We start from the raw sequence: 13,782 nt of genomic DNA, 5'->3' as shown, positions 1-13,782 counted from the left end.
AGCCGCCTCCCTTAAGGTACAAGATAACACAACAACTAATTAACATGGTTGTTATATATCAATAGATCACATAAGGAATATGTCATGAAGAAGCTAGACAAATCGAAACTATTTTCAGTAAACAAAAACGGCTCGCCTGTACTGAAGGTCGTCGAAAACTAATCTAGTCAATGGAGGCGATTTGATGAACTACTACCTATATATTTTTTCTCACTTAGCCTCCATTGTTGCTTTTCGTAGTACAACAATTGTCATCATATGGGCGGTAATACAGTCTTTCGGTCAAGCTGAGAGCGTAGGCACTCTCGTCGCGATCATGTGGATTGCGAATATCTGCTTCTTACCTATATCCGGTTTTCTACTGGATATGTACTCAAAAAAAACCATTATTCTGGTCTCTAGCGTTGGCTCTCTTTTAGCTTCAGCTCTATTGGTCTATTACTATGAATCACTGCTAAACTGCATACTCATTGTTTCACTCCTCTCGATTTTTAACAGTGCTATCTCAGCAGCTCCAAATAGTCTTATCCCCTTACTCGTTGGTAAAGAGAAGCTAACAAAGGCCATTGGCCTCTCTTCCACATTAAACTCGCTGCAAGTCATTATCGGCGTGGTCATCGGTGGGGGCGTTATTTATGCCATCGGTGTAGAGGTTTCTCTGTATGTTACCGCGACTCTTTACTTTCTTTCTCTGGTCTTGGTGCTATCTATGACATTCCCTAAAGCACCCATTGAAAGAGAAAAAACACCAAATAAAGCAACTCAAATCACTCAAGGATTTCGTAGTCTTAGAAGACTAAAACCGGAGTTCATGTTTTGCCTATCTGCGATGGTGGGCAATTTCATCTTGACACCTTTGGTATCGGTCATCATCCCAATCTATGTTCAACACGGACTCAATAACAACGTGGGTTATGTCGTTCTATTTGAATCAGCGATAGCAATAGGAATGATTCTTGGAGGAACGATATCGATCAGAGCTACCGTTTGGCTTACACGATACCATCAAGTGTTATTGGGAGGGTGTTTGATAGGACTTGGTGTTATCGGTTTCGCTTCATTTGAGCACGCTTATCTCAAAGCCGTCGCTCTGTTCTGCTCTGGGGTGGGATTGACGATAAAAAGCATACCATTTAGTTCTTTGAGAGGTCATGCCGTACCACATGATTATAAAGCTCGAATTGAATCCGCTATTTTCACGTTATGTATACTCAGCATTCCGATTGGAAGCTTTACGTTCAGCTACATACTGGATAACACACTCCTTGATATCAATAACCTTGTCATGTTCATGGGTGTACTCATTATCCTATCTCTCGCGTTTATCACTTTCTCAAAGGAATCAGTAAAAGCTCTCAAACAGGGCGATGACGACCTTGAGCATTACTACACCCAAAACTACCCAAAGGCTTTCAAGTAAATGGACATTGCAAAAACAAACTGGGCGACCCCTAATTCACACAATGCCAATACCATTATCAACCTTAACTTGGATGGGATTACAGACAGCTTTAACTACCTTTATGAATACTCCGGGCGGGACGATTCGAAGCTTGAGACATTCCTAACTCAAAACCGCTCTGCTTTACGTAAAAACATGCCGCAAGCTTTCCTATACCATGAGTATATGGTCAGGAACGTAGAGCGCTCCGATTTCAAACTTCAGGACACATTCGATCATCTGTTCACGGAGTTAGGCTCTGAGAGTTCGAGCCCTCTTGACATTGTCCCTTTTGGCGAGCGATACCAGGTATTTACAAACCAAGTTATTCAATCATTGATAGCCGCTGATCACTCGGAGTGTTATGGCGAGCATTTGGTGGAAAGAAACCAAGGGATAACCACTCCCAATAGAGACCAGTTTCAGTATACCCTAGAGGAAGTACAGAAGTGTTTGTAATACATAAAGAGCTCCTGCCCTGCATTGTATGAGGAAATAAACACGGTTGTATCTCAAATACACATAATGAGCTCGCCTCATGTGAACGCAGGTAGCTACCTGAGTATGCTCGGTATGTTCAATATTCGCTATTTAAAAAGCGATGTTGAGCACTGGAGTCGTTTAGCTGAACACATCATTCATGAAGCAGCCCATAACTTACTCTATCAACTGTGGTATCAAGAGCCAATTATCACCAGTGATGACGGAGTGTTTTATACTCCATTTCGAAAGGACGAGAGACCGATCAGCGGGGTATATCATGCGATGTTTGTGCTCGCACGAACCATCTATGGCTTTAACCATTTGTTGTCCAATCCTGATATTGAGCTCAAACAGAGTGATATTAGTAGTCACTATAATGAAGCGAATAACCAGCTTCCTTTTACAGAGAAATTTTTTCAAACCGTTGAGGTGATTGAACAATCCGGGAGGCTTACACCATTTGGCCAAAAGGTAATGAACGATTGTATTAGCTTGGTCAAAGAATGCCAGTATCGAGTATAAATGTAGTTATCATGTAATAGCTCTAAGATACATACTCCTTTGTGTATGTAATGCACATTCAGTCAAAATCAGAGCCAGACATCGACGCGCTTCTGCCTTAGAACTTCAAGTACTAACAGGGTTCATGGAGCGGATACAGTTAAACAACGAGACTTTAAAACAAGAAAAATCTTGCTCTGACACACTTTGGGGCAAAAATGAGTTATGTCACGACTCATTTTTGCCTTTTGCATTGGTAATAAAACTCAATCTATCGACCATATTGCTCAACAATAAAGTGCTCAAAATCATCGCACATTTGGTCATTCGACTTTTCATTATTCGCTAACTCGGTTGCACCATCAACAATCGATATCCTCGCATTTAAATCAGCGACTTGTGCACGTTTACGAGAAGCCAGTTGTTTGATTTTTTGCTCTTCAATGGCCCATGCTTGTTCTGGTGATAAGTTACATTCGTCGGCAAGGTATTTGGCATTGAAGCCTTCCCCAGTAAGACTTTGTATTGTCCCGTTATGGTTCACGCTATTGCCTTGATGCCAATAGTGCTCAGCCAACAAAGGGCCGATCTCTGGGTTATCTGTTAAGTAGCCAAATTTCTCGGTGAAATATGCACGCGTTTGGTACACCGCCATATGAGCCAATAAGTAACCTTGATATGCGCAAGATGCTTCATCGGACAATAAGTGCGGGATCGCCATCAGTGGGCGAGGGCTGCAATCTAATCCTAGAATCTTCTTTTCACTGTTGCGGGCAAGCGCCGTGATCTTTTCAGGCGTCAGATCTTCATCAGCCAGTTCATAGAGTGCTCGCTCAAAATAAGGAACCACAAGAATGCTGCGCTCTTGATAAGCGCGGAATGGTTGTTTGTTGTCGATGATGGCCTTGATCAATTCATCTGGTACAGCTTGGCCTTCTGAATTAAGCGCGTATTGTTTTAGCCAATCGGCGTCATTCAACAAGCTGTCACAGAACATGGATTGAGTTTCGGCATAAGCCATCGATGTTGGTGCAAATTCTTGAGAGAAACAAGGCGCATTCATTTTAACATTTGCGAAATGCGCAGCGTGGCCGCCCTCATGAAACAGTGTGTTTATACCATCATAGCCGCTGCCGATTTGATCTGGTTTGGCATTGCTTGTGAAGTTAACCTGTGCAGCAACCCATTCACCTTGATCATAGAAAGAAGGGATAGGCCCATGACAGAAGCCATTTGGGTATTTTCCTTTACGATCGAGTAGATCTAATTTAAGGGTTGCTTGTGAGTATTCGATGTTTAGGCGACCAAAAGATTCAATCCAGCGTCGAAGAGACTTTGAGAACGGAACATAAGGATCAAGATCATTCATAACGTCACCTGCAAAAGAGTAGGTAAAGTTATGGGCTTGAAGTGCATTATCGCCTTTCTGCTCAGCCAAATTGGCGAGGCTTTGCTGGTGGCTATCGCGTGTACGAGCTTCAAAATCATCCAAGATGGTAAACAGTTGCTCAGTCGTCATCTGTTCGGTTTTAACCACCGAGTAATCAAAGAAGGTTTTAAAACCCAGTGATTGAGCAAATTGGTTACGTTTTTTGATTAGCTCAATGAAACCGTTGGCCAGTAACCACTGCTCTAAACCCAATAGTGCTTGGTGAGCAGAAAGCCTGACTTGCTCGTTGCTATTGCTTCTTACTGCTGAACCTAAAACTGGCAGTGATCCTTCTGTTTCATCACCCTTTTCATTTACGTAAGTCATTACGTGATTTTGTTTCTTCTCAAATAGCTCAGCTTCAAACTTGATGAGGTCTGCTTTTAGCACTTGTGATTGCTCAGACTCAATAGCGTGAGATCTAAAGGTTGCTAGCCAACCATTCAGCCCGGTCAATGTGCTCTCTTTTTCTTGAGGGTCTTGAATGTCATCGATAGCAGCGAGTTGTGTTTCGATAGCTGCAATCTGTTCGGCAGAGCTAAGAAATTCAGTCCACTGAGTCTGCGCGAGTGTAGAGCCATCATGGTCGTCACTGATTCCCATATAAGTATCCCAAAAGAAGTCTTCTTTTGTTTTATGAGTCGCAAGATACTTTTGATTTAATTGGTTGAGATAGTGCGTGGCAGTCATGGACGTTCCTTGTAAATTAATCAGTAATTTCAATATTATGACACATTCACCGATGTATTGTGTGACGGCAGATATAACAGAGTGCAACTCTTATTATTATCAATTTTGTTAATATTATCTTTGGGCAATATTTTTTGCTTTATAGATGTAAATCGAGCAGTTGTTTGTTGACTGGTCACGTATAATGGGCACTTCATACCGCGCTAAATAAGCACAATTGATGAAAATTTTTCCTGTCTTAAGCTTACCTTTGTTACTGGTTTTGAATGCCATTACATTTTCCGCACAAGCAACCGAAAGCTGGTGGCTGCGAACGGTGTTCAATACGAGTTCAACTCAGCCTAGTTCCCAGCACTATATTAACGACATAGATTTAATGGATTGTGGCGAAGTCGAAGGCACTCAGTTGTGCAGTGACCAAACCAAATATTACGATCTGGATGTTTATGTTGAACTGGAGCTAGGTGAATCAAGTGTCGAAGTGGTTCGCTTAAATCTGCCATATTCGAACCTAAGTTACACAAAGCTTCAGGCATATCTTCGTCAAGATGGCTTTGCTCTCAGTTCAATTCGCATTGGAGAGGATGATTTTGATGTCGTCGCTCAACTCGAACAAGCGAAACGTGAGGGCGTTGGTTACGATAAGGTAGATAAACAACTCGTCGAATTCATCAATGCACCACATCATTCCTCTGAGCAAATGAGTTTATGGAATGTGCCTAGTTCTTCCTTATCCTCTTCTCGTTCTTCAGCTCCTTGGATTCAGCTACATAGTGATGGTGACAACTTAACGGTCGAACTAAATCGTCTTTAATTGTTCAAATTTATAGATGGTTTCGTCATTCATTATTTGTAGTTCATTAGAGAGAACAAGCCTTTTGGAAGAGCGACTCACGGACAGACCGCAAGTTATTATTCATTTAAGTGTTCGTTTTTCTGTGGCTCTCACATTTTTAGTAAGCGTTTACCTTTGCCATTTGTTATACGTTGAGCCTTCGGTAAAACGAGCTTAGGATACGTTCAGTATTGATAAAGGAGACAACCCATGGTTGCAAAAGTAACGGTAGCGCCACAAGGCCCAGAACTTTCTGAGCTGGTGCAAGGATACTGGCGTACAGCTGAATGGGGTATGACCCCGCAACAACGCCTGACTTTCCTGAAGCAGCACATTGATCTTGGTATCACAACGGTTGATCACGCGGATATTTACGGTAACTACCAATGTGAAAAGTTGTTTGGTGAAGCATTAGCGCTTGAGCCAAGCCTTCGTGATGATATCCAAATCGTCACCAAGTGCGATATCAACTTGTGTGGGGACCATACTCCTGATCGCAAGATCAATCACTATGACACAAGCGCACAGCATATTTACCAATCAGTAAATAACTCTCTAGAGCGTTTAGGTGTAGCCGAACTGGATGTATTGCTTATTCACCGTCCTGATGTACTGATGGATGCAGATGAAGTGGCAGAAGCGTTCGCTGAACTGCATAAGGTCGGTAAAGTTAAGCACTTCGGTGTCTCTAACTTCTCACCTCGTCAATTCGACTTGCTGCAATCTCGATTAGGTAAGCCACTCGTCACCAACCAAGTTGAAATCAATCCGCTGAACTTCGAAGTCGCGCATGATGGCACGCTGGATCAACTGCAGATGAACCGAATCCGTCCTATGGCGTGGTCTTGTCTCGGTGGCGGCAGCATCTTTAGTGGTGATTCAGCGCAAGCGATTCGTGTTCGTGATGAACTAGAAGCGATTCGTCAAGAAGTGGGTGCAGACAGCATTGACCAAGTTATTTACGCTTGGGTTCGTCGTTTACCATCTAACCCGATTGCGATTGTTGGATCAGGTAAGATTGAGCGTGTGAAGACGGCTGTTGATGCACTGAAAATCGAACTGACTCGCGAGCAGTGGTACCGCGTATGGGTTGCCTCTAAAGGTCACGGTGTGCCATAGAAAGCAATTCATATAGAAGCGAAAGCCAGCTAAGAAAGCTGGCTTTTTTGTGTTCGCCTAACCTATTTCTTCAAAACTGTGATTAAGGTGGAATAATTTTCAAAAACACTCATAATGCACTCTGTTTTTCACCAGTTGGATATTTCCATTGAGCACTTCAAAATTCTCTTCAATCGCCCTTAAACCAGAGCTTCTAAATACGTTAGACTCTCTTGGTTATACTGAAATGACGCCGATCCAAGCGTTAAGTCTTCCTACTATCCTAAATGGCAAGGACGTTATCGGTCAGGGTAAAACGGGTTCAGGTAAAACAGCTGCTTTTGGTTTAGGCGTGCTGCAGAACCTACGCGTTAAGCGTTTCCGTGTTCAGTCTTTAGTGTTATGTCCGACTCGTGAGCTTGCAGACCAAGTAGCAAAAGAGATCCGTACTCTTGCTCGTGGTATTCACAATATTAAAGTGCTGACACTATGTGGCGGTATGCCAATGGGCCCACAGATTGGTTCATTAGAGCATGGCGCACACATTCTTGTGGGCACTCCTGGTCGTATTCTTGACCACCTAGAGAAAGGCCGTATTGACCTGTCTGAGCTGAACACACTTGTGTTAGATGAAGCGGATCGCATGCTAGAGATGGGTTTTCAAGACGCTTTGGACGCAGTGATTGAAGCGGCGCCAAAAGAACGCCAAACTCTGCTATTCAGTGCAACTTTCCCTAAACAGATCAAATCTGTTGCAGACCGCATTATGCGCAACCCAGAAATGGTGAAGGTTGAGTCAACGCATGACCACTCAAGCATCCAGCAACACTTCTACAAGCTAGAAGGTTCTGAAGCTCGTGATGATGCTCTAGAGTTGCTGCTACTTCATCACCAACCGGAATCTGCGGTTGTGTTCTGTAACACTAAGAAAGAAGTGCAGAACGTAAACGATGAGCTAAGCCACCGTGGTTTCAGTGTTATCGAACTTCATGGCGACATGGAACAGCGTGAACGTGACCAAGCTTTGGTTCAGTTCTCAAATAAAACCATCTCGATTCTAGTGGCGACAGACGTTGCGGCTCGTGGTCTTGATGTTGATAACCTAGATGCTGTATTCAACTTTGAATTGTCTCGTGACCCTGAAGTTCACGTACACCGCATCGGTCGTACTGGACGTGCAGGAAGCAAAGGCGTAGCTATCAGCTTCTTTAGCGAAAAAGAAATGCACCGTGTTGCTCAAATTGATGAGTACATGGATATGCCAATCGAGCCGTCTCAATTGCCAGCAAAACCAATTGCTAAGCCATACTACTCAAATATGGTGACGATCCAGATTGATGGTGGTAAGAAAGCGAAACTTCGCGCAGGTGATATTCTTGGTGCGTTGACTGGCCAAGGCGGCATTGATGGTAAATCAGTCGGTAAGATCAACTTGTTCGCGATGCGTGCTTACGTTGCTGTAGAAAGATCAATGGCTAAGAAAGCATTAGCTAAAATCGAATCAGGTAAAATGAAGGGGCGTCAATTCCGCGCCCGAATCCTGAAATAGTTCGAGACTGTAGCCCTTTACTGCAAGTGTCATTCTAATGGCAATGCAGTAAAGGGTGTTCCACAATTGGTTATTACCTTGGCCTATTCACCAAGGCTGTTAACCATAGATCTATTCATCCGGTCTGATCGAATAAAGATCATTGATATGTTTTCCTTCGCTAAGATACCAAGCCATCGCTTCCTGTCGATTATTAGCAAATATCGTAATTGTGATTATTTTTCCATCGTCAAAATAGCAAAGCTCATATTCTAATTCGCTTGTATGATGAGGAATTGCGGACATAGCTTGCCTCCCAAATACAGATCATCTGAAATTATGCAAAACATATACCATGTTATATGTGATGTATTGCTTTTTAATAAGCAATAAAAACTAAACAACATCATCGCAACAAATGAATTTTATTTTAAGCATTTGCCGAAACTCCCTATTTAGCAAGACAAAGCCTCAATTTATCCGAAAGTTTTACGAGAACCCGATTTTGTAGCTAATGTTATAAGATCGTATTGAGGTTCGTCGTTGAGTAAAATTTTGTGAGGGGGGGGGAATGAGAAAGTGCCGTTGGTTAGTCTTATTAAGCTGTCTTATATTCTCTGGCTGTGGAACCAAATTCGCTTATAACAATTTAAGTTGGTTTGCCGTTAGCTATATTGAAGACTTTGTTTCTCTATCTAATAGTCAAGAATTAGAGCTCGAAGAGCGATTAGACTTATTGCAGCAATGGCACAAAGAAACCCAACTGCCATTGTATATCTCGCAGTTAGAAGTGATTCAGAGCATTGATCGTTCCGGTATAACCCCCACGTTTATTACTGAACAAAGTGACCAAATTAAAAATCATATTCGCTCGATCGTTAATAAGTTTGCCCCCGATATTTACGCGTTGAGTATGCAGTTGACTCCTGAGCAAGATAGCGAGTTCTTAAACAACTTTAGAGAAAAGCAGCAAGATTATTACCAAGAAAGATTGTTGTTGAATGAGGAAGATTCAAGAGAGCGATATCGAAATCTCATAGAAGAGAGACTAGAGCGATGGTTAGGTTCGGTATCGAAAGAGCAAAAACAGATTATTTTAGATTGGTCTCAAGCGTGGGTAAATACCAACGATAACTGGCGCCAATATCAAAATAACACCTACCAAGATCTCACAACACTGATGGAAAAGAAGAGTGATCTACATATCACTCAGCCAATTATTATGAACTTGCTTCTGAATAACGAAGCTTATTATCCTGAAGAGCTGGAGTCTCAGATCAACAAGAATATGGAAACGTCAGCCCAGTTCTTAGTCGATATTGTTGAGGTCAGCAGTAATAAGCAGTGGTCTTATTTCATTAATGAATTAGAGAGCCTCAAATCAACGCTAGTGACACTGCAGGAGTAGGGCTCGAGTAAGCTTCGTTAATAGCTAAAAAGGCTGATCGTGTTAAATCCATCAGCCTTTCAAATATTATCGTATGGTAAGGGTTTTAACCTTGATTACTCATCAACAGCTTTGGAATAGAGCCTTTCGCTGTCTTCGATATTTTTTGCATCAGTTGAAAGCTTGGCTGTTGAATACCGTGGTCGCTTTGCAGTTCATCAATCATTAATAACCATAAGCGCGCTGTCATTTCTGAATCGGCTAACGCTCTGTGGAAAGTGCCGTCATTGTCGATATTCTTGAAACGCACAAGGTCGCCTAGCTTATGAGTTGGTGCGTCTTGAATTAGACGACGAGCAATCAGCATTGAGCATGCAAATTGTCCATTGTAATCGCGACCAATATTATCTAATTCCGCATCAAGAAAGCGCTTATCAAATGAGGCATTGTGAGCGACAAGTTGGCTGTCTTGAATGAAGTCTGCAAACTCATCCATCACTTCACTGCAACTGGACGCTGTGCTTAACATACGGTTACTGATTCCGGTATAACCTTCAATGAATCCACTGACACGAAACCCTGGGTTCATGAGCTGTTGGAAGGTGTCGACGACTTCGCCGTTAACGAGTTTCACCGCACCGATTTCAATCGCTCGGTCACCCATGTTTGGTGATAAGCCTGTGGTTTCGAAATCGAGAACGATAACGGAGTCTGCGGAGTTTGGAGCCATCGTGTTTCCTAATTGCTATTGGGTGGTATCGCTTTATATGAGGCGTTTGGTGCTGCTATTAATAAGTTATTGATTATTGCTGCTGATAGTGAGCTCAGTGTAACCCGTCGAATCGTCATGCTCTCTGTTGAAGGTCAAAGTATCGTAGCGATGAACGATCAATTCAGCCGTGGTCGCGATAATAGTCTCTTCAAGCAAATGCCCACCAATCACGTTGCCATTTTCATCAGCAACGGATATATGAACATGCTGGTGGTTTGGGGTTAGCGTCGCCATCACAGATACGATTTCAAACGGAGCTTTGATGAGCTTGGTGTTGTTCGCATTAGCCAATCGAATATTGAGTTGAGAAACACATCCGACACAAGACGCAACAGAACCCGCTGAGATATTGTGTGCTGTCACAAGCTTTTGGAGTTCAAGCTTGAGGTCTTGGCCGCGGGTTAATCTCGTTGCGATAGGAGTAATCATCTCAATACCTCTGTTTTATCTTTATCCGTGAATCAAAGAACAAAACGAAGCCACATTGGGCTTCGTTTGAGTGATACGTTGGCTAGTTATCGCGGCTAGTTAAGCTTTGATCGTTACTTGCCTTCTTTCTCTTGCTGCTCTCTTTTCTTTTTAGGAACAAAGTTCAACACAGAAATAGGCACTTCTTTGCGTGGTTCGAAACCTTCAACCACGCGACGTTCAATCAAGTGGCCAAGACGTTTTTCAATGATGCACAGGTTCTTGAAGTTATCTTTCGATAGGAAAGAGATCGCTTCACCAGATGCATCAGCACGGCCTGTACGACCAATACGGTGAACATAGTCGTCTGCTGGGAATGGGATGTCGTAGTTCACTACGCGGCTTAGGTTATCGATATCGATACCACGAGCAGCAACGCCAGTCGCTACCAAGTACTTTAGACGACCTTTCTTGAAGTCAGCCAAGATCTTTTCACGGATCGCTTGGCTGCGTCCACTGTGGAAAGCTTCTGCCTGAATGCCACGCTTTTCAAGTTGAGCCACTAACTTAGCCGCGCCATGTTTAGTTTCGATAAAGATAAGCGCTTGATCCCAATTACCTTCGGTAATCATGTGGCTCAATAGTGCTGACTTACGGTCTTTATCTACCGTTACCAACCATTGCTCAATGTTCGCTTTAGACGCGTCAGTTTTCGCAATTGAAATCTCTTCCGCTTCACTGATAGCACTTTTCGCTAGCGCACGAACTGGCGTTGAAAGCGTTGCCGAGAACAGTAGGTTTTGGATGTCTTGTGGTAAACGCGCAATGATCTTGTTGATGTCTTCAATGAAACCCATGTCTAGCATGCGGTCTGCTTCATCAAGAACCAATACTTCAACTTCATCAAAGTGAACGGCACGTTGTCCGTACATGTCGATCAAACGACCTGGAGTTGCAACCAGAATATCAACACCTTCAATCAGACGATCTTTTTGATGTTGGTAAGACACGCCACCGTACATCGCTAGTGATGTTAGGTTTAGGAATTTTGCGTACTTAGTTATGTTCTGCTCAACCTGAATCGCAAGTTCACGAGTTGGTGTCAGAATAACAGCACGAATGCGTTTTTTACGTTGTGTTTCACCTTTACTTAGCATTTCTAAGATAGGGAGAACAAAGCTCGCAGTTTTACCTGTACCTGTTTGTGCAGCAGCAATAAGGTTCTTACCAGAAAGCACAATCGGAATTGCTTTTTCTTGAATAGAGGTTGGCTTTTCATAGCCTTGTTTTGCAACGGCTTTAACAATAGGTGAGCTTAATCCAAGCTTGGAAAATGGCATAAGTTTCTCGGTATGATTTGGCTAAATAGCGATGGAAAGGTTCAACAATCTTATATGAGGATAAGATTAATGGCTGCATTCTACCATGTTGCTTGCTCACCGCTAGTCACATGCACATAAAAAAATCCAGTGTCGACAAGACACTGGATTTTCAGTTTTGGGTGTTCGCTATTTAGCTTGGGTTTATCGAAAGCGTTTAAGCGATCTCAATCTTCTCGGCTTGGTTTTGCTCTGCCATTGATAGTGCTAGCGCTTCTGCAGCCTTAATACCATCAATACCAGCGGAAAGGATACCGCCTGCGTAGCCTGCACCTTCGCCAGCAGGGAAGAAGCCCTTAAGGTTGATGCTTTGGAAGTCTTTACCACGTTTGATGCATACAGGAGAAGACGTACGAGTCTCAACACCAGTTAGTAGGCCGTCTGGTGTAGAGAAACCTTTGATCTTCTTCTCGAACGCTGGGATTGCTTCACGAATCGCTTCGATAGCGAAATCAGGCAGTGCTTTTGAAATATCAGTCAGGTGGATACCCGGTGTGAACGACGGTTGTACTTCACCGATTGCACTTGGATCGCGACCTTTCAAGAAGTCACCGATTTTCTGAGCTGGTGCATCGTAGTTTTCACCACCAAGTACATAAGCGCCACTTTCTAGTTCACGTTGTAAACGGATACCAGCCAGTGCGTCACCTGGGTAATCACGCTCTGGGTCGATACCTACAACGATTGCACTGTTTGCGTTACGTTCTGCACGAGAGTATTGGCTCATGCCGTTAGTTACTACGCGGCCTTCTTCAGACGTCGCAGCTACTACAGTACCGCCTGGGCACATACAGAAGCTGTATACAGTGCGGCCATTCTTACAGTGGTGAACCAGTTTGTAGTCCGCAGCACCTAGGATTGGGTTGCCTGCGTTCTTACCGAAACGCGCTTCATCAATCATCGATTGTTTGTGTTCGATACGGAAACCAACAGAGAAAGGCTTCGCTTCCATGTAAACGCCACGATCGTACAGCATTTCAAACGTGTCACGAGCACTATGGCCAACAGCTAATACCACGTGACGAGATTTAATCTCTTCACCGTTAGAAAGCGTCAAGCCAGTGATTTGACCGTCTTCCATGTGAACGTCGTCTACGCGAGTGCTGAAGCGGATTTCACCACCTAGCTCAATGATAGAAGCACGCATCTTCTCGATCATGGTAACCAGTTTGAAGGTACCGATGTGCGGCTTACTTACGTATAGAATTTCTTCTGGTGCGCCAGCAGCTACGAATTCTTCTATTACTTTACGGCCGTAGTGTTTTGGATCTTTAACTTGGCTGTACAGCTTACCGTCAGAGAATGTACCTGCGCCACCTTCACCAAACTGCACGTTTGATTCAGTGTTCAGTGTACGTTTACGCCAGAAACCAAAGGTATCTTTTGTACGTTCACGAACTTCTTTACCACGTTCAACGATGATTGGGTTGAAACCCATTTGAGCAAGCACTAGACCAGCGAACAAACCACAAGGGCCAAAACCGATAACCACAGGGCGCTCAGTTTGATTCTCAACCGCTTTAGCGACAAACTTGTACTCCATATCAGGAGTCACTTTTACGTGCGGGTCGCTGATGAATTGCTCTAGCAGCTCAGCTTCGTTTTCAACGAGAACATCCAACGTGTAGATAAGTAGGATCTTCGATTTCTTACGAGCATCGTAGCCACGTTTAAAGATATTAAAAGAAAGTACCTGATCAGAGTTAATACCAAGCTTCGCTTCAATCGCGTCTTGAATGGCTGATTCTTCGTGGTCTAGTGGAAGTTTAATTTCGGTTAAACGTATCATTTCGATGTCTCGTTTTTTATAGGTGTCTTAGCTAGACCACTT

General features: G+C 43.3%; 13 protein-coding genes. 7 read left to right on the top strand and 6 right to left on the bottom strand.

Annotation, left to right across the window (positions count from 1 at the left end; genetic code table 11):
* Nucleotides 1-184: 184 nt before the first annotated feature.
* The 3 genes from AB4407_RS09440 to AB4407_RS09430 all read left to right on the top strand — a co-directional run bounded on the left by AB4407_RS09440 (nucleotide 185) and on the right by AB4407_RS09430 (nucleotide 2,446).
* The gene (locus tag AB4407_RS09440; RefSeq protein WP_102457637.1) at nucleotides 185-1,420 is read left to right on the top strand and encodes an MFS transporter; all 1,236 of its coding nucleotides are present in this window, start codon (nucleotides 185-187) and stop codon (nucleotides 1,418-1,420) included.
* Nucleotides 1,421-1,900, top strand: a complete 480-nt coding sequence (locus AB4407_RS09435) for a hypothetical protein (RefSeq protein ID WP_372120368.1) — start codon at nucleotides 1,421-1,423, stop codon at nucleotides 1,898-1,900.
* Between the two features lie 81 nt (nucleotides 1,901-1,981).
* Nucleotides 1,982-2,446, top strand: coding sequence for an aKG-HExxH-type peptide beta-hydroxylase (locus AB4407_RS09430; protein WP_372120367.1), 465 nt, complete (start codon nucleotides 1,982-1,984; stop codon nucleotides 2,444-2,446).
* Nucleotides 2,447-2,696: 250 nt separating this feature from the next.
* Here AB4407_RS09430 and AB4407_RS09425 read toward each other — a convergent pair whose 3' ends face one another.
* Nucleotides 2,697-4,544, bottom strand: a complete 1,848-nt coding sequence (locus AB4407_RS09425) for a M3 family metallopeptidase (protein ID WP_372120366.1) — start codon at nucleotides 4,542-4,544, stop codon at nucleotides 2,697-2,699.
* A 220-nt stretch (nucleotides 4,545-4,764) separates the two neighbouring features.
* Between AB4407_RS09425 and AB4407_RS09420 the strand changes: the two genes are divergently transcribed.
* From AB4407_RS09420 to dbpA, 3 genes are all read left to right on the top strand, one after another.
* Nucleotides 4,765-5,358, top strand: coding sequence for a hypothetical protein (locus AB4407_RS09420; protein WP_372120365.1), 594 nt, complete (start codon nucleotides 4,765-4,767; stop codon nucleotides 5,356-5,358).
* A gap of 231 nt (nucleotides 5,359-5,589) precedes the next feature.
* Entirely contained in the window at nucleotides 5,590-6,498 is a 909-nt protein-coding gene (locus AB4407_RS09415; RefSeq protein ID WP_372120364.1) for an aldo/keto reductase family oxidoreductase, read from the top strand.
* Nucleotides 6,499-6,646: 148 nt separating this feature from the next.
* Nucleotides 6,647-8,026, top strand: a complete 1,380-nt coding sequence (gene dbpA / locus AB4407_RS09410; protein ID WP_372120363.1) for an ATP-dependent RNA helicase DbpA — start codon at nucleotides 6,647-6,649, stop codon at nucleotides 8,024-8,026.
* A 111-nt stretch (nucleotides 8,027-8,137) separates the two neighbouring features.
* On the opposite strand, the gene AB4407_RS09405 is transcribed toward dbpA, so the two are convergent.
* Nucleotides 8,138-8,311, bottom strand: coding sequence for an RNA helicase (locus AB4407_RS09405; RefSeq protein ID WP_372120362.1), 174 nt, complete (start codon nucleotides 8,309-8,311; stop codon nucleotides 8,138-8,140).
* 265 nt (nucleotides 8,312-8,576) lie between these two features.
* On the opposite strand from AB4407_RS09405, the gene AB4407_RS09400 reads away from it, so the two are divergent.
* The gene (locus AB4407_RS09400; protein WP_372120361.1) at nucleotides 8,577-9,413 is read left to right on the top strand and encodes a DUF6279 family lipoprotein; all 837 of its coding nucleotides are present in this window, start codon (nucleotides 8,577-8,579) and stop codon (nucleotides 9,411-9,413) included.
* An 85-nt stretch (nucleotides 9,414-9,498) separates the two neighbouring features.
* On the opposite strand, the gene AB4407_RS09395 is transcribed toward AB4407_RS09400, so the two are convergent.
* The 4 genes from AB4407_RS09395 to AB4407_RS09380 all read right to left on the bottom strand — a co-directional run bounded on the left by AB4407_RS09395 (nucleotide 9,499) and on the right by AB4407_RS09380 (nucleotide 13,740).
* Nucleotides 9,499-10,122, bottom strand: a complete 624-nt coding sequence (locus AB4407_RS09395) for a PolC-type DNA polymerase III (protein WP_372120360.1) — start codon at nucleotides 10,120-10,122, stop codon at nucleotides 9,499-9,501.
* Between the two features lie 66 nt (nucleotides 10,123-10,188).
* Nucleotides 10,189-10,593, bottom strand: a complete 405-nt coding sequence (locus tag AB4407_RS09390; protein WP_372120359.1) for a PPC domain-containing DNA-binding protein — start codon at nucleotides 10,591-10,593, stop codon at nucleotides 10,189-10,191.
* A gap of 113 nt (nucleotides 10,594-10,706) precedes the next feature.
* Nucleotides 10,707-11,912, bottom strand: a complete 1,206-nt coding sequence (locus tag AB4407_RS09385; RefSeq protein ID WP_233895636.1) for a DEAD/DEAH box helicase — start codon at nucleotides 11,910-11,912, stop codon at nucleotides 10,707-10,709.
* A 196-nt stretch (nucleotides 11,913-12,108) separates the two neighbouring features.
* Nucleotides 12,109-13,740 carry an NAD(P)/FAD-dependent oxidoreductase gene (locus tag AB4407_RS09380; RefSeq protein ID WP_017059483.1) on the bottom strand — a complete coding sequence of 544 codons (1,632 nt, stop codon included), beginning with the start codon at nucleotides 13,738-13,740 and terminating at the stop codon, nucleotides 12,109-12,111.
* Nucleotides 13,741-13,782 lie beyond the last annotated feature (42 nt).

The organism is Vibrio sp. 10N.261.46.E11, assembly GCF_041472735.1.
In the GTDB taxonomy this organism is placed as follows: Bacteria; Pseudomonadota; Gammaproteobacteria; order Enterobacterales; family Vibrionaceae; genus Vibrio.
The sequence above is the reverse complement of the archived record's forward strand: the minus strand, read 5'-3'. Positions and strand labels throughout refer to the sequence as shown.

Bases quoted from the DNA above. Each gene is read 5' to 3' on its own strand.
- AB4407_RS09405 (WP_372120362.1), bottom strand. From the start codon at position 8,311: ATGTCCGCAATTCCTCATCATACAAGCGAATTAGAATATGAGCTTTGC.
- AB4407_RS09385 (WP_233895636.1), bottom strand. From the start codon at position 11,912: ATGCCATTTTCCAAGCTTGGATTAAGCTCACCTATTGTTAAAGCCGTT.
- AB4407_RS09415 (WP_372120364.1), top strand. From the start codon at position 5,590: ATGGTTGCAAAAGTAACGGTAGCGCCACAAGGCCCAGAACTTTCTGAG.
- AB4407_RS09400 (WP_372120361.1), top strand. From the start codon at position 8,577: ATGAGAAAGTGCCGTTGGTTAGTCTTATTAAGCTGTCTTATATTCTCT.
- AB4407_RS09435 (WP_372120368.1), top strand. From the start codon at position 1,421: ATGGACATTGCAAAAACAAACTGGGCGACCCCTAATTCACACAATGCC.
- AB4407_RS09390 (WP_372120359.1), bottom strand. From the start codon at position 10,593: ATGATTACTCCTATCGCAACGAGATTAACCCGCGGCCAAGACCTCAAG.
- AB4407_RS09380 (WP_017059483.1), bottom strand. From the start codon at position 13,740: ATGATACGTTTAACCGAAATTAAACTTCCACTAGACCACGAAGAATCA.
- AB4407_RS09425 (WP_372120366.1), bottom strand. From the start codon at position 4,544: ATGACTGCCACGCACTATCTCAACCAATTAAATCAAAAGTATCTTGCG.
- AB4407_RS09395 (WP_372120360.1), bottom strand. From the start codon at position 10,122: ATGGCTCCAAACTCCGCAGACTCCGTTATCGTTCTCGATTTCGAAACC.
- AB4407_RS09420 (WP_372120365.1), top strand. From the start codon at position 4,765: ATGAAAATTTTTCCTGTCTTAAGCTTACCTTTGTTACTGGTTTTGAAT.
- AB4407_RS09440 (WP_102457637.1), top strand. From the start codon at position 185: ATGAACTACTACCTATATATTTTTTCTCACTTAGCCTCCATTGTTGCT.